Origin of the sequence: Streptococcus mitis SK1080 (assembly GCF_000220085.1) — a bacterium.
Classification (GTDB): Bacteria; Bacillota; Bacilli; order Lactobacillales; family Streptococcaceae; genus Streptococcus; species Streptococcus mitis_K.
Map to the genome: position 1 here is coordinate 1 of NZ_AFQV01000018.1, position 24,399 is coordinate 24,399.

Below are 24,399 nucleotides of genomic sequence, written 5' to 3' on the forward strand. Positions count from 1 at the left end.
TAAAGGCATTGAATACTCTATCTAATTTCTATTCCTTAGTGGGTCGTGAACAAGAATATGAGGCAAACTACTTTCATTTAATGGAGTTATATCAGACAAAAAATTTTGAGCATCAAGAGTTTTTATTTGGCTACATCAGAGTTCGTTACAACTACGCTCACTACCTAGTGTCAAAGGAAAAATATAACGAAGCCATCCAAGAAGCTCTTGAGACGATTGAACTCTGTAAACAAAGACAGACAAGCTACCAACTGGCTCCTCTACTTATTCTTGTAGGAAATGCTGGAGCCAAATTTCTAGACAGAGAACAAGTCAAAAATTATTATATAGAAGCAAGAGAGTTATGTAAGATTTATAACAATCCTTTAATGTTGATGAAGATAGAAAATTATTTGAAAGAATTAGATACTGTTTAGTTAATCTTGACATTATAGTTTTTCTGAAACGTTAAATAACCTGTAAGGCTGATAGTGAAATTAATACTATCAGCCTTATAATTATGTGACTATTAGTTCGTCTCGCTCCGCTAGGTGCGAGACAAAAAAACCACCCGCTATGCGGGTGGTCATGATTTACTCGTAAATACAAGGTCAATCAGCTAAAAACAGCTGTCTTACTCTACAGATTTCAAGGCTTCAAGCATATCAACCTTTCTCAGATGATAATTGACAAAGAAACCAAGCAAGGTCAAAATGATGCTTACTGCTGCCACTGGGATTACATAGACTTCCCAGCCTACCTGCGGATAAAAGAGAATGGTCGCAGGCGAAATCATTTGAATCAAAAATTGGTGTAAATAGAAACCAGATACCAAACCAAGTACGATTCCCACAAGGGACAGCACAATCGTCTCACGGTAAATGTAGAGAGTGACTTCATTGTTATGAAAACCGAGAACCTTGATAGTGGAGAGTTCACGGATTCTCTCAGCCACGTTGATATTGGTCAGATTGTAAAGGATAACAATAGCCAACAGAACCGATACGATGACCAAGATAGTCATAGTCTGATTGAGTGAACTTGCGACCGAGTCAAAGAGTCGAATGGCTGAAGCATTTTGGACAACGCTGGACACCGCAGATTGATTCATAAGTAAGCCAGCCTGCCATTCGATACTAGTAGCACTGGTATCCCTTAACGAGACCAGATAAGTGTTGGCTTGGGGTAGCTGTCCGTAAATTTGCTCATAGTCAGTCTGACTCATATAAATAAAGTGACCAACGTAGTTCTCAGCAATGGCAGCGACCTTTAGCTTCTTACCTTCAATTTCTAGAGTCTGTCCAACCTTAACACCTGCCAGCTGGGCAAGTTTAGCTGTAATAACGACGCCATCTTTTAATGTCAGCTCTTGCTGATGATGTTGCAGATGGATAAAGGGAGTCAAATCTTCCTTCTCTGTCATCATAAGGGTAATGGTTTGAAGACCAGCCTTACCTTTGAAATCCTTGTCTAGCGTTTGTGAATAGATTTTCTGGTAGGCTTGGATATCCTGCCCTTTCAACACTTCTTCTAGATTTGCCTTGTCCTGATTGGTCGCACTAGGATTTTCAGAGACAATCATTTGATACTGTTGGATTTGTTGAAACTGTCTAGACGGAACTCCTGCTACAGAGGATTGGATTCCCAAACCTGCAAAGAGCAGGGCTACAGAACCTGCCACACCAAAGATCGTCATCAACATCCGTTGCTTATAACGGAAGATATTGCGAGCAGTTACCTTATGAGTAAAACTGAGACGGCGCCAGATAAAACTGATGCGCTCCAGTAAGATTTTAGCTCCTTTAACAGGAGGTTTAGGCAGTAAAAGCTGGGCTGCTTCATCATGAAGTTCCCTCCTAGCCACCAGGTAGGCTGGTAACACACTCGCCAACCAACTTAAACCAAGAGCTAATAAACTATAGCTCCAATAGAACTGAATCTGGGTTTCTCCCACTACCATACCTTTTGTAATGACACTTGAAATCACACCGGCTAGCAAATAATGGCCAAGTATGCTACCTAGAGCTGTTCCGACAGTCCCAGCTACTAGACCATAGAGGAGAAATTTGGCGATAATATCCTTACTGCGATAACCCAAGGCCTTAAAAATCCCAGCATGTGTTCGCTCTTCATCCACAAAACGAGTCATGGTTGTAAAGGTCACCATGGCTGCTACGGCATAAAGCACTACAGGAAAGATATTGCCCACTGCCCGAATACTGGCTGAAGCATTACTGTACATGAGGTAGCCTTGACCGCCAGGCATGGTCTGACGATTATAGACTTGATACTTGGGCTCAGCTAAATCATCCAAGACTTGCTGATATTTTTCTAGTTTTTCCTTTTCTTGGGCTAGATTTTGTTCAGCCTGCTTTAGTTTGTCCTCTTCCTTGCTCAATTCCTGCTTGGCTTGGGTAAGTTGAGAACTAGCCTGCTCTCTCTGAGCTTGAGGAAGCAAGGCTAGTTGACTTTCCTGAGCCTGTAAACGAGCTTGAGCAGCTACTAAACGACGCTTGCCTTCCTGCAGATTAGTCTCAGCCTTATCAAGGGTTTCTTGGCCTTTGCCTAGAGACTCTTGTCCTTCTTTTTTCAAGAGTTGCAGACGTGCCTTGCCATTATCTGATAAAACTTGTTCAAGATCTTCCTGACGTTGCTTGGATTTCTCTTCATAAGCTGCTGAAAAAGCATTTAAGCCTGCTAAATCTTGATATTTCAAACGAGCTATATTGTAAACTTTCTGATCAAACTGACTAGGTAAAATCACCCCATAGGCTGTCAGAGTCCCACTTCCACTTCCTGCGTAGCCCATATCTCGCTGGGAGAGGATTTCAGCTGAATCCACAAAACCAGTAATGGTATAAGTATGGTCTTTTAAAGAGGAATGACCCTCTTCTTTTTCTTTAAAACTAATCTCCTGTCCCACGCTGTATTGGCCTTGCAAATGAGTGGCCAATGCGATTTCCTTGTCTGACTGAGGAAGTCGTCCCTCTCTTAGCTGAAAGGTTGAAATTCGCTCTGGTTTGGAGTACAGCCGAATGGCATCCTGCCCATTTTCCATAGTCACATCTGTCAAATAGCCAAACTCAACCTCTGCGCCCTCTATCTGTTCTAGTTCTTCTTGATCTGCTTGATCCAAACCATAATTAGACATAACTGCCAAATCCAGAGTTTGAGCAGTTGTTAAATAAGCATTAGCTGTCGCCTCCATGTTGGGGCTAGTCACTTTGAGGCCTACTAGGGCTAAAGAACCCAACATCATCAAGGTCAAGATGGATAAAAAACGCCCCTTGGAGCCTGTGAAGGACTGAATTAAGTCCTTCCAATAGGTTTTTCGCTTGATCATGCTAGTACTCCAAACTGTCGATATCCTGAGGATGCTGGTTCATCACCACATCCTTGACACTGGCATCGTGCATATGAATCACGCGATCAGCAATGGGCGCCAAAGCTCCATTGTGAGTCACGATAATCACCGTCGCTCCCTTTTGACGAGACATATCTTGGAGGATTTTCAAAACCTGCTTGCCCGTCTGATAATCCAAGGCTCCAGTCGGTTCATCACAAAGGAGGATTTTAGGATTTTTGGCTACCGCGCGTGCAATGGAGACTCGCTGTTGCTCCCCTCCAGAAAGCTGGGCTGGAAAATTATTGAGACGATGAGCCAGACCTACATCTGTCAATACCTGTTCAGGATTCAAGGCATCTGTCACGATTTCAGAGGCCAGTTCCACATTTTCCTTAGCTGTCAAATTGGACACTAGATTGTAGAACTGAAAAACAAACCCGACATCATTTCTACGGTAATTGGTTCTCTGGTGGGAACTATAGTCTGCAATATTAACACCATCTATCCAGATTTCCCCTTCATCATTGGTATCCATTCCCCCAAGAAGGTTAAGAACCGTTGACTTGCCTGCACCAGACGCACCAAGGATAATCACTAGCTCCCCTTTTTCAATTTCAAAATTCACATCACGATTGGCCACAATCTCCGTGTCCCCAACCTGATAACGCTTGTAACAGTGTTTCATCTCAATATAAGCCATCAAACCCACCCTCTCTTAAACAAATTACTTCATATTACCATTATAACGCTTTTTCAACTAGTTGGAAACTGCTTACATTCTCAAATCCTTATTAAAAGGCAGTTTCAAATTACTGCCTTCTAACATCTTCTTAAAAATAAAATTGAACCAGATCGCCTTCTGCTGTTGCCACCGAAATACAATCTTTCCCCATGCATTTCACTTCTGCTTTTTCTTGATTCACTTCAACCACACTCTTCTCAATACCTGGATAAGAGACTCGCAAATCTCCCCCACTTCTTGATAAAATGGTCAACTGTAAGAGTTTTTTATCCTCCCACCTCATGCTCACTTCAAAATGTCCACGTGCCATTAAGCCTGAAACGGAACCTCTTGACCATGCATCAGGTAGGGCAGCTAGAGGTACCAGATAAGCTGCATGAGACTGAAGTAACATTTCTGCCATGCCACTGCTAGCACCAAAATTACCATCTATCTGAAAAGGAGGATGGCTACACCAAAGATTTGGCAAGGTGGATGACTTTAACTGCTCTGCTAATAATTTATGGGCTCGATTGCCATCTCCTAGACGCGCCCAAAGATTGATCTTATTAGCCTTGGACCAACCTGTGCCCCCATCTCCACGATCATTGAGACTAGCACGCGCGGCTTCAAGATACTCCTGCCCCTTATAGCTAAAGAGATTGCCAGGATAAAGTCCCACTAGATGGGAAGCGTGCCGATGCTGGGCCTCCACTTTTTCATTTTGAAAATGTTGCTCTTCCTCCTCATACCACTCCCTGATTCGACCAGATTGAGTGATTTGAAGAGGATTAAGCAAGTCAAACTTTTCCTTGACCTCAGTCAACAAGTCCTCATCCAGACTCAATTCCTGAGCAGCCTGAATAAAATCATGAAATAACTGCCAAATCAGAGATTGGTCATAGGTATTGCCAATCGAAATCGGACCATGTTCTGGAGAATAAGACGGAGAAGAGACCCAACGCTGCGCCTGCTGGTCCTTATGTAAAAAGGCATTCCAAAAACGAACCGTTTCCCTCAACATGGGATAAATTTTCTCCCTGAGATAGTCTTGATCCCTATAAAATGAATAGGCTTCATAAACAGTTTGCATCATCCACGCATTGGCAGCTGGTGACCAACCCCAATAGTAATCCCAACCAGGTGCCGTCCAGCCAAAAGGAGTCGCTTGAGTATGAACCAACCAACCATTCTCCTCCCCTTCCTGAGAGACGATTCCTGCATACCTTGCAGCCGCTAGACGACCATAGACACGCAAATCATCTATATAATTGATGACCGGAAAGGCCGTCTCTAGAAGATTAGTAACATAGGCTGGCCAATAATTCATCTGCAGGTTGATATTCAGGTGATAGTCCGAATTCCACGGAGGATTGTCGACCGCATTCCAGACCCCTTGCAAGTTAGCTGGTAGAGCATCTGGACAATCTCTGGAAGAACTAATCAGTAAATACCGTCCATACTGGAAGAACAACTCCTCCAAAGCCTGCCCCTCTTGTGGCTTATAATTTTTTAGCAAATCATCTGTAGTGGATGCGTCAACATCAGACCCCAAATCCAATTGAACACTCTGGAATAAAGCTTGGTAGTCCTCAATATGCCTTGATTTCAATTGGGCATATCCCTTTTCTTTAGCTGTGTCCACCAAGTCTATCACCTGTTGCTCTAAATCTAGTTTCTTGCGATAATTGCTAGCAGGATTTTGGGCAAAATCTGTCTTAGCCGCCAAGAAGAGATTGGCATAACTGGCTCCTGATATCTGAATCTTATCCGACCAGACTCTAATGTCTCCATCCGTTTGCCAAGTTAGATAACTAGCAAACTGCAGGTCATTATCCTTAACCCGTCCCTTCATCAAAATATGAGAAGCAGTGATATTCAGCTGGCACTCCTTGTAATCATATTTTTCCTGCTCATACTTTCCATCAGAAGCCAAATCACGGGTCAAGGATAGTTCTATAGTAAAATCTAGAGTTTCCAACCCTTCCTTAATAAAGCGCTGAACCAAGAGATCATCTGGAAAACTCGCAAAGGCTTCACGTTCAAATTTCGTTCCCTTATAGACATAAGAAGTCGTCGCAAGTGCCTTACTAATATTCAGCTGTCTCTGGTAATCCGTCACCTGAGACAAAGTCTTGCCTTGATTACTAAACTCAATGAAAATATCTCCAAAGGACAGATAGGTCCCATATTGACTCGTTTGGGGCCCGACTAGGTGCTGTTCAGCCAGTTCCTTAGCAGTATTGTAGTCTCTCTTCTCCAAAGCCTGCCGAATCTCAGCTAAAAAACCATACTGGTCCTGAAGATTTCCACCCTGATAATCGGAACTATCAGGAAGTGGACCTCCAGACCAGAGACTTTTCTCATTGAATTGAATCCGTTCAGCCCCTATAAGCCCAAATACTTTAGCCCCTAAAGAACCATTGCCTATCGGTAAGGCTTCTTCTTCCCAACCCTTATATGTCGTTGACGCTGGTTTCGTGTAGGCCAATACATAATCTTGTTTTTTATTCCTTATCATACTTCCATACTAACATAAAAAGCCTAGAAATCAATTCTAGACTTACAATTTTTTATTTTCCAAGGTAGTATTCAGAAACTACGTTCAATTTTTCGTCAAATTCGAATACCAATGGTGGGAAGTTAGGGATTTCCACGTCCATGATTTCATCATCTGACAAACCTTTGATGTGTTTTACAAGGGCACGGATTGAGTTACCGTGAGCTCCTACGAATACGTTTTTACCATCTTTAAGAGCTGGAGCGATTTTATCTTCCCAGAATGGAAGGGCACGTTCCAAAGTCACTTTCAAGTTTTCAGCATCTGGAATAACTGAATCGTCAAGTGAAGCGTAACGACGGTCAGTGTGAGCTGAATGCTCATCATCACGGTCCATGTTTGGAGGCAATACATCGTATGAACGACGCCAGATGTGAACTTGCTCATCACCAAATTGTTCAGCAGCTTCAGCTTTGTTTTTACCAGTCAAACCACCGTAGTGACGTTCGTTCAAGCGCCATGATTTTTCAACTGGAACCCACAATTGGTCAGAAGCTTCAAGAGCCAAGTTAGTTGTTTTGATCGCACGTTTCAATACTGAAGTGTAAGCTTGGTCAAATTCGATACCAGCTTCTTTGATCAATTTACCAGCGTCAATCGCTTGTTGTGTACCTTTTTCAGACAAATCAACATCAGCCCAACCAGTGAAAAGGTTAGCTTTGTTCCATTCAGACTCACCGTGGCGAGCAAAAACCAATTTTACCATTAGATGGATTCTCCTTTAAATTTTCCGAGGTTTCCCCTCGTTTATCTATTCTATTTTACACAATTTTTCACAAAAAAGCTAGTCAAAACCAAAAAGGAAAGAACTGTTTGACAATCACATTATTTTTGGTTGTTGCTATTCTATCTTCATTATTTAATCTTTAAAAAACACCCCAATTTCTAATATTTGGGGTGTAATTTTACCAATTATTCTCAATTACTACAAAAAATAATTTCTATCTTACTGTAGTTGAGATGTCAAAGTTTTCAACTGTTTTTGCAAATTGTCTCTAAAGTCTTTCAATTGTTGAGACAATTTTGATTTATCATCTTCCTTAATCTCAGTTGACCCTAGCAAATCATATATTTTTTTCTGCGCATCGAATAATTTTTGAGTTGACTCTTTTAGTTTAGTAAACGACTCATTATTTTCCATAGCTGTGCCTTTGAAACTTTCCTCAGCTTTAGTAAAATAATCATCAAAAATCTTTTTATAAAGATCTATATAATCTGCATAAGTACGTATTGATTCAATCGCATCGTCTGTTACAACCGGTGTATCAAGAGTGATTGTTTCTTTTGAGGTATTAGATGTTGCTACTGTCTTCTCATCATTACTTGTTGAAGCAGTCTTTGAACTTTGTGCTCCACATGCAACGAGAAGAGAAACAGATAATAGAACTATTCCTAGACCGATAAACTTTTTTGTTCTTTTCATGCTAAAATACCTTTTATTCTTCTGATTTGAATTTCTTCAATGTTGCAAGGAATAGAGATCCTCCAATAATAGCAAGAATCCCCCCAACCCATCCTAAGAATGGAATGAGACTAACTCCACCAGAAACAATCATTAGTACAGACGGAGCTGCACCTACACGATTATCTCCTTTATAGTAAACAATAGCAATGATACCAAGAACAAGATTTGCAATCTTCAAGGCATTCAAGAGTAAGGCAACACCTGAAACAGCCCCTGCAGTAGCTCCTCCATTAAGAGTTGTAGCAGCTGTATTTACCGCTGTTCCTAACAAGACAAAAGGACCAATAAGAAGTAAAATTCCTCCCACAAGACCGACGATACCACTAATTAAAGCAAGTGTTTTTGATTTCATAATAAAATCTCCTTTTTATTTTTTCAAATAAGATTGTATCATATTTCCTAAAAAAAAAAGCATTTTCTGATATTATAAAATAAAAATTTGCATAATATGAAATAAAATATCATACTTTTCAGAAATCAAAAGCAACTGTGCAAATTTATTATTATAAAAATATGACACAATTTACCAATCTTATCCCTAATATCAAGTTCGTATTTTATCTTACTGCTGTTAGTTTGCTACCTTTCTCTTTGATTTGTGTTAAGTATAGTGTATTGAAACTAAAACAGTACACTACAGTTGCTAAAACATTTCTAAAAATTAATTTGATTTCCCCAATCAATTTGTTCATATCTTATTTCAATCTACTACACAAATTTTCAAAATAAATAAAAAGGCATCGTATCAGGTGTTCAAAAACTTGATACAATGCGTTTAACAGACTATAAAATTAGTTATCTTTTCTTCTCAAATTGAGTTTTCTCTAGATTTTTCAACCTTATTTCTCTTCAAATCCTTCTGCGACTGCGTCCGCAAAGTTTTCTTCTACGATACTTGCACAGTGGTCACAGATGACTGCCTGGTAGCTGCGTTCTGCTGTTGTTGGGTCGATACGACGGCAACGGTCACATACTTGGCCTGCAGCGCGTTCAACTGTAAAGGCTACATCTTCGAAGCTAACGGCATCTTCTGGAGCTGGTCCTTCTGCGATGGTCAAGTCTGACACGATCAAAAGTTGAGCTACATTGCTGTTTACTGCTTCGAGTAGAGTTTTCACAACTTCATTTGGATAAACTGTCAAGTGTGCTTCAAGTGATTTACCGATTACTTTTGCATTACGAGCTTCTTCCAAGGCTTTTTGAGCTTGTCCACGGAAGTCCATGAAGGCAGCCCATGTATCCAAGATTTCTTCTTGGTTAGCAAAAGTTTCCGCTTCTGGCAATTCTGACAATTGAACGAAGTCTTCAGCTTCAAATTCAAGGTATGACCAAATTTCTTCCGCAGTGTGAGGAAGGATTGGTGTCAAGAGTTTGGTGATTTTCACAAGAATGTCATAGAAAACAGTCTGCATTTGACGGCGTTCCAATGATTTAGCACCTTCGATGTAAACAACATCTTTGGCAAAATCAAGGTAGAAGGCTGACAAGTCAACGTTGATAAAGTTCACCAAGGCCTTGTAGATTGTCAAGAATTCAAAGTTTGCATAAGCATCACGAATCGTTTTCACAAGCTGGTTAAAGCGAATCGTCATGTACTTATCAACTGAACGAAGCTCATCGTAAGCTACTGTATCTTGAGCTGGGTTAAAGTCAGATGTATTGGCAATCAAGAAACGAAGGGTATTACGAATCTTACGGTAAGTTTCAGAGACTTGGCTCAAGATATCCATAGAGATACGCACGTCGTTGCTTGAATCCACACTTGTTACCCAGAGACGCAAGATTTCAGCACCGAATTGTTTTTCAACATCGCTTGGAGCAATGGTATTTCCAAGAGATTTAGACATCTTCTCACCTTTACCGTCAAGGGCAAAACCTTGTGACAAGATTTGTTTGTAAGGTGCTACGCCATGGTTGGCAACTGATGTGATGAGTGATGAGTTGAACCAACCACGGTATTGATCAGAACCTTCTAGGTAAAGGTCTGCTGGATAAGTCAACTCAGGACGGTTTACCACAACTCCATTCCATGATGAACCTGAGTCAAACCAAACGTCCATGATATCTGTTTCTTTCTTGAACTCACCATTTGGTGAACCTGGATGAGTAAATCCTTCTGGCAAAAGGTCCTTAGCATCACGTTCCCACCAAATGCTTGAACCATGTTCTTCAAAGAGTTGAGCTACATGCTCAATCGTTTCAGCAGTCATGATTGCTGTACCGTCTTCAGCGTAGAAGATAGGAAGTGGAACACCCCAAGCACGTTGACGAGAGATAACCCAGTCACCACGGTCACGGATCATGTTGTAAAGACGAACTTTACCCCATTCTGAGTGGAACTTCACTTTTTCAATTTCGTCCAAGATTTCTTGGCGGAATTTAGAAACTGAGGCAAACCATTGTGGTACTGCACGCCAGATGATTGGTTTCTTAGTACGCCAGTCAAATGGGTATGAGTGAGAGATTTCTTCTTGAGCAAGAAGGAGGTTACCAAGTTTTTCAATAACAGTTGGAACTACCTTTTCATAGAATTGGCCTTCAAACTCAGGACCAGCATTCTTCATCATGATACCACGTTCGTCAACAGTCACTGCGACTTCAAGACCATTAGCAATACCAACATTGTAGTCGTCCTCACCAAAACCAGGGGCTGTATGGACGATACCTGTACCAGAGTCAGTGGTAACGTGGTCACCAAGGATAACCAACTCATCTACAGCTGTATCCCATGGGTGTTCTGTTACGATGTGGTTCAATTCTTGACCACGGTAAGTTGCCAAAACTTGAGCATCAGCCCAACCAAATTTCTCAGATAAGCTAGTCAATAATTCTGCCGCAACCACAAACTTACGAGCTTCACCAGCAGGTTGAACCAAGACGTAATCAATATCCGCTCCAACAGTCAAACCACGAGAAGCTGTGATAGTAAATGGAGTTGTTGTCCAGACTACGATATAAGTCTCTGTATCTAGAACACCTTTGCCATCTTTTACCTTGTTGGCATAATAAAGGGAAGTCGAAACCAAATCATGGTATTCAATCTCTGCTTCAGCAAGGGCTGACTCAGATGACCAAGACCAGTAAACTGGTTTTGCACCACGGTAGATATAACCTTTATTAGCCATCTCACCAAATACACGGATTTGGGCTGCTTCATAGTCAGGAGTCAAAGTCACATATGGATTTTCCCAGTCACCAGAAACACCCAAACGTTTGAAGTCTTCGCGTTGTTTATCTACTTGAGAAAGAGCATATTCACGGCAAAGTTTCAAGTACTCAACCAAGTCCATTTCTTTACGTTTGACACCTTGTTTTGCCAAAACTTGCTCGATTGGCAGACCATGAGTATCCCAACCTGGGATAAATGGTGCGTAAAAACCTGACATAGATTTTGAACGAACAATGATATCTTTTGAAATCTTGTTCATAGCATGTCCAACGTGAATATTTCCGTTGGCGTATGGAGGGCCATCATGCAAGGTGAAATGAGGTTTTCCTTGGTTCAATTCTTGACGACGTTGGTAAAGTTTTGCATCTTCCCATTCCTTTTGCCAAACTGGCTCTTTGGTAGGAAGGCCTGCACGCATTGGGAAAGCTGCTTTCCCAAGATTAAGGGTATCTTTGAGTTTCATGGTATCTCCTTTATAAATAATAACAAATTAAAAACCACGACTGCCAAAAAGGACGAAAATCGTGGTACCACCTTTATTCGGAAAAAGATCTAGTCTTTCTCCCTCTTATCCCGTAACGTGGGGAACGTCAAATCTTACTAGCTTCAGACTTGAGTTTTTGAGAGGATAATCTTATCAATAGGGATTACAGGACTCACACCATCTCCTGCTCGCTGGAAATATAAGGATAAGATATTGTTCTCAGAATATTTCTTATAAAATTGTAACGGATTCTTGCGGTGCTTCAAATCCTGGTGCTGAATCAAATGTTTCTGTAGCTGGTGTTGGAGCCGAAGGATGTACTGGAGCTACTTCTGGTTCTTCGTACATTGGACCAACTGGATGAGCAGACTCTTCTTCAATTTGAGGACTCACTACAGGAGTTGGATTTTCCACTTCCTGTTTAGCCTGAGCTTCAAATTCAGCCAATTCTTTATTGGCTGCCTCAATACGAGCTTGTAACTCTGCCATTTCTGCTTGAGAGAACTGACGTGTCATATCAATTGGTTCTTCCTCAATTGGAGCTGGAATCGGTTCTCCAAGTACTTCACTAACCACTTCTTTAAAGGCTTCATCACTGGTTTGAAGATAAGTAGCTGTTGGACGGAGAATATCTTCCCAATCTGAAGATTCAACAATAGCCAACTGACTCTCAATTGTAGATTTGAGGCGTTGGTGAAAGACACGGCTCTTGTTCTTCAATTCTTCGGTTTCAACAGCAACTTTCTTAGCATTGTCTGTTGCTTGACGAAGAATCTCGTTTGCCTTATATTTAGCTTCTTCCAACAAGCGTTGCGCATCTTGCTCTGCTTGGTGAACGATATTGTTTGAACGTTCATGTGCCGCTTGTTTCACTCGCTCAGCTGTATCCTGGGCAATCAATACAGACTGACTCAATGAATCTTTCATTTCATCAAAATAAGACAAACGCTCTTCTAAACTCTTAATACGCAAATCTTTATCATGATTCGCACGAACAAGATCTTCGTAATCACGAACCACAATATCTAAAAATTCATCGACTTCTTCTGGATCAAAACCTCTGAATCGAGTTCCAAAGGTCTTGTCCTTTATTTCTAATGATGTAATTGGCATTCTATTCCTCACTTACTTAATAATAACTGGACGGTTATTTTTTTCTTCTCTTTTTTTGTTTGTCCCTTATCTTGAAGCAATCTCAAGCGCCCAAATTTTCTCACACTAATCAAGTCTCCAACTTGAACAATATAATCTGATTTGTCTACCACATGATAATTTACTTGGACAAGTTTCTTTTCAATCAACTGGTTTGCTTGATTCCTAGATAGTTTCAAAACATTTGATAAAAGAACATCTAATCTAAAACTAGACACACATAAATCCAGCTCTCGATACTGTTCTAGCTTATCTATTTTCTCGGTGAAAGGACGTTCCTCCAGCGAAACAGGTATACGGCCAATTTTCTTTAATCCATCTTGAAATAGAAGAAGAAACTGCTGATTAATCATAATCTGCGCTCGTTCTTCATCTACTAGGATATCTCCAAAAAGTTTCCGTTCAATCCCTAATTGATTGATGACTGTCCCTAAAATCTTAGCATGCGTTAAGTGTTCAAATTTATTGGAATACACTATTTCCTGAAGAGATATTTCAAAATCTGAAAACTCTGGCTGGAAATAATCTGGGTATAATAAAACTCGAACATACTCACTCGAGACGAATTCCCCACTACTGCTACAAGCAAGACCATAGGTTTTGGCCAAAATCTTTAATAGCTTCTCCTGATGAGGATTGATAAAAGGAGTTAAAAAAGGAGCATAGCTATCTTCTACCTTCTTTATCCATTCCATTCCCTTGTCAAGAAATGGACGATCTTCTATGGAGAAATGCTGGTAAATCCCTTTATTCATCCTATCATCGCCAGAAAACGGACTAGGTTTTCTCCTAAAAATCGAACCAAAACAATCGCAACCCAAACAGATAAATCAAGACCCGCTATCTGTAAAGGCAGGCGTTGCAAAGGAGCAAGCACTGGTTTTACCAACGCTACAATCCAACGACCCAAACTTGATTCATAGGCACCTGGAAACCAAGACATGACAGCGAAGGCTACCAAAATCAGGGAGTAAATATCCACTGCATTATAAATCATACGAATTAAAAAAATCATTATCGTACTCTATTTCGCTTCATATCAAAGCCAAACTCACCATTTTGTTCTTCATCTGGTAAACGGATATCTTCAACATTGACAATAACATTCACTGGTGTCAACAGATACATGGTAGAAGCTACCTTTTTCAAATTTCCAGCTAGAACATGGCAAGCCCCATCCAGGTAATCCAAACAACGACGGGCCTGCACCTCTGTCATATATTGAAAATCAATCAAAATACTTTCGTTTCCTGCCAATAAATCAACAATTTCTGTTGCGTCTTCATATTTTCTAGGATAACGAACATCTATAATGACCTTATCAGTTGCACGCTGACTCTGATTTGCCAATTCCTGTTGTCTTGCATGAAGTCTGGTGATATTGTTCTCTTTTGTAGCAGCCGACTGTGAAGGTTGATTCATTGGGAGAGCCGGTTCCTGTGAAGAATTTACTGGAGTAAACACAGGCTCATCTCTTTTTTCATAAGGGAGACTTGAATCCTCATCCTCCGTAAAATAATCTATAAATCTATCGAATCTATCTTTTAAAGACATGGTTCTCTCCTACTTAAAAAATGATGTACCTATACGAACAAAAGTGGAACCGAATTGAATCGCTTCTTTATAATCACGACTCATTCCCATACTTAACTCGGTCATAGGCATATTTGGAATTTGTTTCTCTTGAATTTCTCTTTGTAAATCTTGGGTTGCCTTGAAAATCTCTTTCAACTGCTCACTGCTAGCTTCAAAGGGGGCCATCGTCATTAAACCAACATATTCAATCTTATCTAATCTGGCTAACTCTGGCAAGATTTCCAGCAGTTCCTCTCTCGAAAATCCGTGTTTACTTTCTTCTTTAGAAATATTTACTTGAAGGAAACACTTGATGACTCGGTCACTTCTTTTTTGTATTTCCTCTGCTAGCTTGACGGAATCCAAGGCATGGAAATAATCGACAAATTGTATGACATCTTTCACCTTACGTCTTTGCAAGGTACCAATCAAATGCCAAGTCACATCTCGATCTTTTAAAGCTTCATATTTTTCCAGAAACTTATCTACACGATTTTCACCGATATGATGAACACCTAGCGGAAGCAAGGCTTCCGCTGTCGGTACATCTACATACTTGGTAACTGCAATGACAGAGACTGAACCACTCTCTCGATGAGCATTCAGACTAGCCTCTGCAACTTCTCGAAAAACAAGTTCTGTATTTTCTTTTACATTCATTTACTTAACGATTTTTGAAAAATGGAGGTGTATCCAATTCATCTTCATCTTGTGATGTTGGGGCTTCAAAGCGTTCGACTGGAGAAACAACTGAATCTGTTGTACGAACAATCGATTCACGGCGAAGATCCCAATCACCAAAAGCAGATGCTTGAGTTGGTTCCAAACGACGTGGATTTTGTTTTGGCAATTCAGCTGTTTCTGCCATATCAAAATGACGATCAAAGCCATGTGAATGAGCTGGTTTCACTGTCTCACGGTAGTTAGTAGTAGGTCTAGCTTGTGGAGCAACAACCTTCTCTACGCGGTCTTGACGAACACCCGTTGCAACAACTGTTACACGAATTTCATCACGCATACTTTCATCAATTGAAGTACCGAGCCAGATGTTCACTCCTTGACCTGCCGCCTGGTTCACAATTTGTGAAGCCTCTTCTGCTTCAATCAAGGTTAAGTCAAGACCACCAGTTACGTTGACAATCACATCTTCTGCTCCATCAATTGTTGTTTCAAGAAGTGGAGAGTAAATTGCCTTACGTGCTGCTTCAACAACACGTTCTTCTCCACTACCGATACCAATACCCATAAGAGCATTCCCTTTATTTGCCATAACTGTTTTCACATCGGCAAAGTCAAGGTTAATCAATCCTGGATTGGTAATCAAATCAGTAATCCCTTGAACACCTTGACGAAGTACGTTATCCGCTTCGCTAAGAGCCTCCAAGAGCGGTGTTTTCTTATCAACAATTTCAAGCAAGTTGTTGTTTGAAATAATCAATAGAGTATCTACATGCTCACGAAGTTGGTTGATTCCTTCAACAGCAAATTGTCCACGCTTGCTTCCTTCAAAACCAAAGGGACGTGTTACAACACCAACTGTAAGAGCACCTAAATCTTTGGCGATACGAGCAATAACAGGAGCAGCTCCAGTTCCAGAGCCTCCTCCCATACCAGCAGTGATGAAGACCATATCTGCGCCACTGATAGCTTCCGTCAGTGTTTCTTCGCTTTCTTCAGCAGCTTTACGACCAACCTCAGGTTGACCTCCTGCACCCAAACCACGAGTCAATTTAGGTCCCAACTGAATAACAGTCTCAGCTTTTGTACTACTCAATGCTTGTACATCTGTGTTTGCTGCGATAAATTCTACGCCTGTAACACCTTCGTCGACCATACGGTTGATGGCATTGCCACCACCTCCACCGACACCAATTACCTTAATCACTGCACCTTGAGCAGCAGCTGTATCAAATGAAAATGTCATAATTTATTTTTCCTCTTTATTCGTCAAACATGCTTCCGATCAAGCCACGGAAACGATCTGCTAATTTCGGTTTATTTTGTGAAGCTTGTTGGAAATCCGCCATTGGTTCTGTAGGCGCCACCGGCTCTACTTCTGGAGCAGGAGCTGGTTGAACAGGCGTTGATTGTACAAACTGAGCTGTTTTCTGAATCATTCCCCCAAAACTAATTGGTTGATGAGTCAGAGCAACTTCACCCTTGACTGCTCGTTGAGCCAAAAGATTGACTTCTGTCAATTGTCCAGCAAATTCTGATAAACTAATCACATGCGCAAAGGCCGGATTACGAATACCAACTTGGTTTGGAACATAGAGTTTGACACGAACGCCAAAGACTTCTTGAGCCAATTCTACCATACCCGGTAAAATAGCATTTCCACCGATTAAGACAATGCCACCAGGGAGCTCCAATAGACGTCTTCTATCTAATTCTTGCTTAATTTGTTCAAGGATGTGCTTGATTCGTGCAGAAATAATTTCTGACAAGTAGGCTTCCGTCACTTCGACTGCTTCTACTTCTCCAATAACTTCTACTTGGAAGGTTTCTTTGCTTGCAAGAGGAGGGTAAGCCTCTCCATAGTTTAATTTCAAACCTTCAGCCAACTTCTGAGAAGTTTTCAAGACTTTAGAGATATCCTTAGTTACATAATCTCCACCTTCTTGGAGAATATTGGTGAACTGAAGTTCTTGGTTACGGATTGTAGCGACAGTCGTTTGACCTGCCCCCATATCAATCACTGTAGCACCAAATTCACGTTCACCTTCGTTCAAAACTGATTGAACCATTGCTAGTGGTGAAATGATAATATTTTCAACCTGAACACCTGCACGCTCAACCGTCTTACGCAAATTGTGCAAGATAGTACGAGGGCCTGTATAAAGCAGACCACGCATTTCAAGGCGAACCCCCATCATGCCACGTGGGTCACGAATCCCTTGGAAACCATCCACAATAAATTCTTCAGGAATAAAGGTAATGACTTCACGGTCAGGTGTCATACTCTTTGTCAAAGCTGATTTGACAACATTTTCAACATCTTGATCCGTAATTTCCTTGGTATCAGATGTTACTGGAATCATCCCTTGAGTTGGTTCTACCTGCAAAAGATTACCAGGCAAGCCGACATTCACTGATTTAATCGAAATGCCTGCCTTTTCTTCTGCTTGGGAAATAGCTGATTTGATAGCAGTTGCTGCTGCATCAATATCAACAATAATTCCATCCTTTACACCTTTACTTTTGGCATTACTCACGCCAATTACATTTAATTCACCATTTCTCTGCTCGGCTACAAGCACCTTGACAGAGCTTGTTCCAATATCTAGACCTGTAAAAAAGCCTTCTCTAGCCATTACATCGCATCCTCTCTATCTTCCAAGTTTCGCACTTCGTATTATTCCATAGCTAAACATAGGCATAGCTATTCACAGAATATTATAACACAAAAAATCTAATTGTGCTTAGTTTTTTCCTAAATTTACTTGCTATTTTTTCACTTTTGCTCATCAAGTTTTTTTATTTTCCAAACAAATTATAAAAAATCAGAGTTATGAAAAAAGAAAGCTCATTTCTAAGCTTTCTTTGCAATCATTTTTTCTGCTTCTTGTGCTAAAAATAGTTCCAAAATTTTCTTTGTCAACGTAATCGCCGCTGACAAGGCCAGAGAAACGATTAAATAATTAGCTACTAAGCCATGGTCTCCAACCAATGGTGGTTTTGTCAGAAATCCGTAATCTCCACCTGTTACTAAATTGACCACAAAAATCAAGGCATTTAGTCCAAAGGTCATGAGAAAAATTCCCTTCACATCCAGCAATCGCGCATTATACTGTCTCAATAGATAAACTAGAGAGTTCCCCAAGAGTGCTAAATGCCCAAAGATAAAGGACAAAATCGCAATATGGGGGAAAGGATAGGCATCTGGCACTGGATAAACAAAGGCTGCTAATGTCCCAAATGTTCCTAGCAATGCAAAATACTGCCTATATTTAGACTGACCAGGAAGCAAGAGCACCACAAACATAGCCATACGGCAATGGTAAAAGGGTAAACTTTCTGACAGTGGCATATGATTGACCCAATACCAGCCATAAAGGAGGATCAACTGAACTGCCTGCAAGATTTGGAAAAATCGTTGGTAAACCTTCTTTTCACGATAACGATAGGCTGTATAAAAGGTCAAGGCTAATAGTGTAAATATACTCACGTACCAAAAAAGGTCAAATTTGGGTGGTTCTGTTGCTTGGGTCGTAAAGAAAATATCCCATAAATTCATCTAGTCTTCCTCATGATTCAAAATTTTCCTGCATATTATTATACCATGCTATTTGTCAAAAATGGATTTAAAAATACGTAAATGTTTGACAAAATTACTTGCCTTCAGTTTCTAAACTTTCTACCAACTTGGCTAGATTCATAGAATTGGAGCCTTTGAGCAGGATTTGGTCGTGGGCTCCTAGACTTTCCTTGACCTGCTTGACTAGGTCTTCAAATTGGTCCTCGTCAGCTGTTTTTTTGAAGTAGTAAACGTGGCCAATTGGGAACATTTGACTGGCCAATTGGGCTAATTCAGCAATGTCTTCTCCATAGAAAATAACGGTATCAAGCACATCTGGAGAAAGGCTCAAAATCATCTGATTATGGAGTTGAATAGACTGGTCACCAAGCTCCTTCATATCCGCTAGAACAGCGATTTTTTTGCCGCCTTCATTGGCTGGAATGGCAGAGAAAGTCTCTAAAATCAGCTTCATAGCAGTTGGATTGGCATTATAAACATCTGACAGAATATCTGCTCCATTGGCTGCTTTCTTCCACTCGGTACGGTTACGCGTCAATTCAAGATTTTGGAAGACCTTATGAATTTGCTCCTCTGAAACCCCTTCTTGTAGGGCAACATAAGACGCAATCATGGCATTAGTGGCATTGTACTTACCAGTCACTGGCAAATCGAGGGCTTGTTCCAAGAAATTAGCCTTAAAGGTCAGACTGTCCTTACGCTCAACCAAGTCTGTGATTTCCAGCTCTGCTCCTGGCCCAAAACGGACCACCTTTTTATCAGTTGGCAAGTAGTCCTCTACAATCGGGTCAGCTGGCGCCAAGAGCAAGGAATTCGAAGCCATGCCATCTGCAATTTGCATTTTCCCTTTAGCAATCTCCGAACGGTCTTTGAAAAAGGCTAAATGAGCCTCTCCAACCAAGGTCACGATGGCTGTTTTTGGACGAGCCAATTCTGACAAGAGATGAATATCGCCCAAGTGGTCCTGCCCCATCTCCAAGACCAACTTTTCTGTCCCTTCAGGCATATGGAGAACTGTGTAGGGAAGGCCAATCTCGTTATTGTAGTTTCCTTGAGTTTTGTAGGTCTTGTAGGTTGTTGATAGCAAGTGCGCCAACATATCCTTGGTCGTTGTCTTGCCATTTGAACCTGTAACAGCAAAGACATCAACTCCTGTTTTTTCAAGATAGTAGGCTGCTAGTTGCTGAAAGGCAGTCAGTACATCATCTACTAGGATGTAGGGATGATTTGCGATTTCTTTCTCAGACAGGGTTGCTGCCGCACCATTTTCAAAAGCTCTTTCGATAAAGTCATGGCCATCACGCGCACCCTTGAGTGGCACAAATAAATCTCCAGTCCCAATCAAACGACTGTCAAACTCAGCCTTTTCTAACTGAGTATCTGCAAAAAGACTAACATCATTTTTAGCTCCTACAACTTGAGCCACTTCATGAATTGTTAATTTCATTTCTACTCCTTTAAAAAGGGTCGAAGTCCGAGAACTCTGACCACCTTGCAGTGACAGTTCTGGCTTCTACCCTCTCTTTCATTTTTATAGCAAATGCGCTTCGCGCTTGTCAAAACTTTCCTTGGCAAGATCAACCAATCGCTCGATTAAGTCTGGATAGCTGATTCCCATATTGTCCCAAAGCAGTGGGTACATTGACCACTGGGTAAAACCTGGCATGGTATTGAGCTCGTTTAGGAAAACCTCTCCCTTATCTGTATAGAAGAAATCGCAACGAGATAGACCAAGGCCACCAATGGCACGAAAGGCCGTTTCTGCATTTTGACGCATGACAGCTACCACATCATCACTGATTTTAGCTGGGATGTCCATAGTAATCTTGTTGTCAATATACTTGGCATCGTAGTCATAAAAGGCAACATCCTTGACTACTTCTCCTGGTAGGGTGCTTTTGACATCGTAGTTGCCCAGTAGACCAACCTCGATTTCACGAGCATTCACTCCTTGCTCAACCAAGACACGGCTGTCATATTGGAAGGCAAGTTCCAAAGCTTGGCGGAGTTCTTCTTGATTTTCAGATTTAGAAATACCGACACTAGAACCCATGTTTGACGGCTTAGTGAAGACTGGATAAGTCAATTTTTCTTCCACTTCAGCGATTTTAGCAGTCACATCATCGCCTTCAACGATGGCCACATAAGGAACTTGGGCAATACCAGCAGATTCCAGAACACGCTTAGTCGTGATTTTGTCCATGGCAAGGCTAGATGACAAGATGTTGCAACCAACATAAGGCATTTTCAAAACTTCAAGAAATCCTTGAACAGAGCCATCTTCTCCCATCGGACCGTGAAGAACTGGAAAGACAACTGCCCCTTCTTCGTAGATGGCACTTGGTGCAACTTTCTTATCCCAATCAATGGTCGCATTGGTCATGAGACGGTCCTCTTGACCTGGAGTCTGACTAAATTCCTGCGTTTTGATAAAGTCACCTGACTGGCTGATGAAGAAAGTCTTGACTGTGAAACGATCATAATTGACCGCACGCATGACACTCTCAGCTGAAAGGACAGAGACTTCGCGTTCCGCACTCCGTCCACCATATAAAAGAATAATCGTTTGTTTCATATTATTTGTCCTAATTCTACTAGAATACTCGCTCTTTAGTATATCATATTTGCTTGTTTTTTTAAAACTTGAACCTGCTCCTACTCATCACACTATACAAAAAGAGGCCGATAGGAACGATTTTCAGCCTCCTTGATTTTTTTATAAATGAATGGAGTTCGTAAATTTGTCTACACTTACAACTCTGTCCGATTTTCAATAGCCCGTAAGAGGGTCACTTCGTCCGCATACTCGATATCTGCTCCCACAGCAAGGCCTCGTGCCAGGCGCGTAACCTTGATCCCAGCTGGCTTGAGTAAACGGGAAAGATACATCGAAGTCGCTTCCCCATCTGCTGTGGCATTGGTTGCTACGATTACTTCTGAAACCTCACTATCCATCAGACGAGTCATGAGGCTCTTGAGATTGATATCGTCTGGACTGATACCATTCATAGGGGAAATGAGGCCATGCAGGACATGATAAAGTCCATGGTATTCTTGGATATTTTCCATGGCCGCCACATCCCGACTATCCTCTAGCACCAAAATCGTTGTCTGGTCACGACTTGGATCGGTACAGATAGAACAGGGATCGTCGTCTGTCAAACGTCCACAAATAGAACAGTAGGTCAATTCTCTCTTAGCAGAAAGGAGATTTTTTGCAAATTCATTGACATCATCATCAGACATCCCAATCGTATAAAAAGCCAGACGCGTGGCCGTCTTAATCCCGATACCTGGTAACTTGGAATAACTGTCAATCAGCTTAGCAATAGGTGTTGGATAAAGCATAAATTCCTTTCTAGTTCATTGGATGGTATTTTTGATACAGATTGATAATATCACGCGCAATGGAAGGTCCTACACCATTTGTTAGATTGGTATTATGAGGAAAGACCACTGCAACAGCGATTTGGGGATTATCAGATGGGGCATAGGCCACCGCATTGGTATTGGTTGCTTGCTGACCATCTGCCACATAGCTTTCGGCTGTACCCGTTTTCCCGCTAATGGATACCAAGGCACCATTTGAAAAGGCACGTCCAGTTGTCAATCCACTAGTCCCATGAGCAACCTGATAAAAACCTTGGTGCAAGACACTCATATCGGAGTCGGATATATTGACCTTATTCATCTCTGTCGGTTGCAGTTGCTGAATCAAGTCGCCTAGGCCCCCCTTATCATTATTTCCATAAATGCCTTCAACAATACGAGGAGCCACACGAACACCATCATTTGCAATAGTTGCTACATACTGAGCCAATTGCATCGGCGTATAGTTATCAAACTGCCCAAAGGCATTGGTAATGAAATTGGCAAAGTTATACTCTTTGGGAATAAATCCAGTAGATTCATCTGGTAGGTCAATCCCGGTCGCAGACCCCAAGCCATATTCGCCAAAGGTTGAACGCAATTTACCCATAGCAGACTCTAGATTGCTGGTGCCGACAAACATATTTGGTTGATAGGTTTGCCCCATAAGACCTAAGGCTGTTTGGACCATATAAGGATTGGATGAATACTCTAGAGCCTGAACCGCCGTAATCGGCATTGGCCCAGAAAAGGCAGTATACCAAGAATTAATTGGAGCTGAACCTTGGAAGACAATGGACTGGTCTGTCAAGGTCTGATTTCCTGACAAGACTCCATTTTCCCAACCTGAGCTGATGGTCGCCGCCTTAACAACCGAACCTGGAACAAAGACATTGGTTACCGTTCCCAAGGAATCAGGCGTCAACTCTCCCGTTTTCAAGTCATGTTTAATCCCTGACATAGACAAAACAGCACCTGTTTTTGGGTTAAGGGCGACTGCATACACACCTTCAGAATACTTGGCTCCACCATTTCCTAGCTCGGAATTGAAATAACTTTTCAGCAAAGCATCCACGCTATCTTGGAAGGCCAAATCAATGGTCAGCTTGATATTGTTCCCCTTACTACCTTCCTCAATTGTATCCACGCTTTCCATATTGCCATATTTATCCAGATGGATTTCTTTTACCGAGCGTTTTCCTTGTAAGGTCTCTTCATATTGCTTTTCCAAATAGGAGGTTCCAACACGGTCATTTAGAGAATAGCCTTTTTTAAGATAGGCTTCTGCTTCTTCCGCTGGGAGACCAGCTTTTTCACTGGATACACTCCCTACTATAGAAGAAAGGGAAGTTTCCAAAATCTTTCGATCCCAAGAAGTAGAAATACTAATGCCAGGCATCTCCTTTGAAATAGAGGCAATAACAGCCACCTGATAATCATTTAGAGGATCTGTCGCAATGGTTCCTGTCGCAAAGTTTCCAACAGCATTTAACTGACTAAAAAGATAGATTTCTTTCTTTTCATCCTCTGTATAGTTTAGTTGACTTGTTGGAACACTATCGACCGCATTGTTATACAGTTCTGATTCGGATAGGCGATTGCCATCTGAATCCAAGCGTTTCTCACTTGGGAGAGCTTCCACTGTTTTTTTATAGATTTCAGGATCAGCCAAATAGTAATCAGCCAGCTGGCGTTCTGTCAAATTTGGCGAACTGATGCTCACATAAGTCAGTAACTTTTTAGCTATTTCTTTTAAGTCTGTAGCCGTCATTTTATTGCTACGCGTAAAGGAAACAACCTGTTTTAACGTATTTTCTACCAAAGGTTTTCCACTAGCATCATAGATTTCCCCACGGGCAGAACTGCTTGTAATCTTGGTCTGACTAGCTGAGGCTAGCTTTTTTTCGTAAAAATCCTTGTTCAAAACCTGCATATACAACAAACGACCAATAATGGTCATAAAGAGCAAAATGACAATTGAAAACAATAAATTAAGCCGAATCGGAATCGAATGGCTGTTAAATTTTCTCATACAAATCAGTCTCATTTCTAATACTCAATGAAAATCAAAGAGCAAACTAGGAAGCTAGCCGCAGGCTGTACTTGAGTACGGCAAGGCAACGCTGACGCAGTTTGAATTGGATTTTCGAAGAGTATAATTAAAATCTTACTCTTAATTGTACCATAATTTGAGTAGAAAATTATGGAAAAGTAAGAAGCTTTTTTTCGTTTTTACAGTAAGATACGTTTTTATTTATCCATCCCTATATTATATGTTATAATGAATGTAAAAGTTCAATAATCTAGTCTTTTTCCAACAC

19 protein-coding genes and 1 pseudogene are annotated in these 24,399 nt (G+C 41.1%); 1 reads left to right on the forward strand and 19 read right to left on the reverse strand.

Annotated features, from left to right (window positions below; translation table 11 throughout):
• Positions 1–416 (forward strand): annotated as a pseudogene (locus HMPREF9957_RS06845) (helix-turn-helix domain-containing protein); the annotation flags it as partial.
• A 197-nt stretch (positions 417–613) separates the two neighbouring features.
• Here the strand turns inward: HMPREF9957_RS06845 and HMPREF9957_RS06850 are convergent.
• The 19 genes from HMPREF9957_RS06850 to pbp2b form a co-directional block, all read right to left on the reverse strand.
• The gene (locus HMPREF9957_RS06850; protein ID WP_000595897.1) at positions 614–3,322 is read right to left on the reverse strand and encodes an ABC transporter permease; all 2,709 of its coding nucleotides are present in this window, start codon (positions 3,320–3,322) and stop codon (positions 614–616) included.
• Between the two features lies 1 nt (position 3,323).
• On the reverse strand, positions 3,324–4,025 hold the full coding sequence (locus HMPREF9957_RS06855; RefSeq protein WP_000323368.1) for an ABC transporter ATP-binding protein: 702 nt from the start codon (positions 4,023–4,025) through the stop codon (positions 3,324–3,326).
• A 130-nt stretch (positions 4,026–4,155) separates the two neighbouring features.
• Positions 4,156–6,567 (reverse strand): glycoside hydrolase family 95 protein, encoded by a 2,412-nt coding sequence (locus HMPREF9957_RS06860; protein WP_000620759.1) that lies wholly within the window; start codon positions 6,565–6,567, stop codon positions 4,156–4,158.
• A 52-nt stretch (positions 6,568–6,619) separates the two neighbouring features.
• Positions 6,620–7,312 (reverse strand): phosphoglycerate mutase, encoded by a 693-nt coding sequence (locus tag HMPREF9957_RS06865; RefSeq protein ID WP_000240129.1) that lies wholly within the window; start codon positions 7,310–7,312, stop codon positions 6,620–6,622.
• 240 nt (positions 7,313–7,552) lie between these two features.
• The gene (locus tag HMPREF9957_RS12270; protein WP_000831503.1) at positions 7,553–8,029 is read right to left on the reverse strand and encodes a hypothetical protein; all 477 of its coding nucleotides are present in this window, start codon (positions 8,027–8,029) and stop codon (positions 7,553–7,555) included.
• 13 nt (positions 8,030–8,042) lie between these two features.
• A complete protein-coding gene (locus HMPREF9957_RS06870) occupies positions 8,043–8,423 on the reverse strand; it encodes a hypothetical protein (RefSeq protein WP_000837844.1) in 381 nt (126 codons plus the stop codon).
• A 487-nt stretch (positions 8,424–8,910) separates the two neighbouring features.
• Positions 8,911–11,703: an isoleucine--tRNA ligase gene (ileS, locus tag HMPREF9957_RS06875; RefSeq protein WP_000768030.1), complete on the reverse strand. Its 2,793-nt coding sequence runs from the start codon at positions 11,701–11,703 to the stop codon at positions 8,911–8,913.
• Between the two features lie 252 nt (positions 11,704–11,955).
• Positions 11,956–12,837, reverse strand: a complete 882-nt coding sequence (locus tag HMPREF9957_RS06885) for a DivIVA domain-containing protein (RefSeq protein ID WP_001123180.1) — start codon at positions 12,835–12,837, stop codon at positions 11,956–11,958.
• A gap of 8 nt (positions 12,838–12,845) precedes the next feature.
• On the reverse strand, positions 12,846–13,631 hold the full coding sequence (locus HMPREF9957_RS06890; protein WP_001032412.1) for a YlmH family RNA-binding protein: 786 nt from the start codon (positions 13,629–13,631) through the stop codon (positions 12,846–12,848).
• Positions 13,628–13,891 carry a YggT family protein gene (locus tag HMPREF9957_RS06895; RefSeq protein WP_000576513.1) on the reverse strand — a complete coding sequence of 88 codons (264 nt, stop codon included), beginning with the start codon at positions 13,889–13,891 and terminating at the stop codon, positions 13,628–13,630. The genes HMPREF9957_RS06890 and HMPREF9957_RS06895 overlap by 4 nt, the downstream gene beginning before the upstream one ends.
• Positions 13,891–14,430 carry a cell division protein SepF gene (locus HMPREF9957_RS06900; protein ID WP_000053383.1) on the reverse strand — a complete coding sequence of 180 codons (540 nt, stop codon included), beginning with the start codon at positions 14,428–14,430 and terminating at the stop codon, positions 13,891–13,893. Before HMPREF9957_RS06900 ends, HMPREF9957_RS06895 begins: the two co-directional genes overlap by 1 nt.
• 9 nt (positions 14,431–14,439) lie before the next feature.
• Entirely contained in the window at positions 14,440–15,111 is a 672-nt protein-coding gene (locus HMPREF9957_RS06905) for a YggS family pyridoxal phosphate-dependent enzyme (protein ID WP_001101071.1), read from the reverse strand.
• A gap of 4 nt (positions 15,112–15,115) precedes the next feature.
• The gene (gene ftsZ / locus HMPREF9957_RS06910) at positions 15,116–16,375 is read right to left on the reverse strand and encodes a cell division protein FtsZ (protein WP_000144272.1); all 1,260 of its coding nucleotides are present in this window, start codon (positions 16,373–16,375) and stop codon (positions 15,116–15,118) included.
• Between the two features lie 16 nt (positions 16,376–16,391).
• A complete protein-coding gene (gene ftsA / locus HMPREF9957_RS06915) occupies positions 16,392–17,765 on the reverse strand; it encodes a cell division protein FtsA (RefSeq protein WP_000090393.1) in 1,374 nt (457 codons plus the stop codon).
• A 218-nt stretch (positions 17,766–17,983) separates the two neighbouring features.
• On the reverse strand, positions 17,984–18,688 hold the full coding sequence (locus HMPREF9957_RS06920) for a YwaF family protein (protein ID WP_001055237.1): 705 nt from the start codon (positions 18,686–18,688) through the stop codon (positions 17,984–17,986).
• A 94-nt stretch (positions 18,689–18,782) separates the two neighbouring features.
• The gene (locus tag HMPREF9957_RS06925) at positions 18,783–20,156 is read right to left on the reverse strand and encodes a UDP-N-acetylmuramoyl-tripeptide--D-alanyl-D-alanine ligase (RefSeq protein ID WP_000778754.1); all 1,374 of its coding nucleotides are present in this window, start codon (positions 20,154–20,156) and stop codon (positions 18,783–18,785) included.
• An 84-nt stretch (positions 20,157–20,240) separates the two neighbouring features.
• Positions 20,241–21,284, reverse strand: a complete 1,044-nt coding sequence (locus HMPREF9957_RS06930) for a D-alanine--D-alanine ligase (RefSeq protein WP_000814668.1) — start codon at positions 21,282–21,284, stop codon at positions 20,241–20,243.
• Between the two features lie 176 nt (positions 21,285–21,460).
• On the reverse strand, positions 21,461–22,057 hold the full coding sequence (gene recR / locus HMPREF9957_RS06935) for a recombination mediator RecR (RefSeq protein ID WP_000966748.1): 597 nt from the start codon (positions 22,055–22,057) through the stop codon (positions 21,461–21,463).
• Positions 22,058–22,067: 10 nt separating this feature from the next.
• A complete protein-coding gene (gene pbp2b, locus HMPREF9957_RS06940) occupies positions 22,068–24,125 on the reverse strand; it encodes a penicillin-binding protein 2B (protein ID WP_080563522.1) in 2,058 nt (685 codons plus the stop codon).
• Positions 24,126–24,399 lie beyond the last annotated feature (274 nt).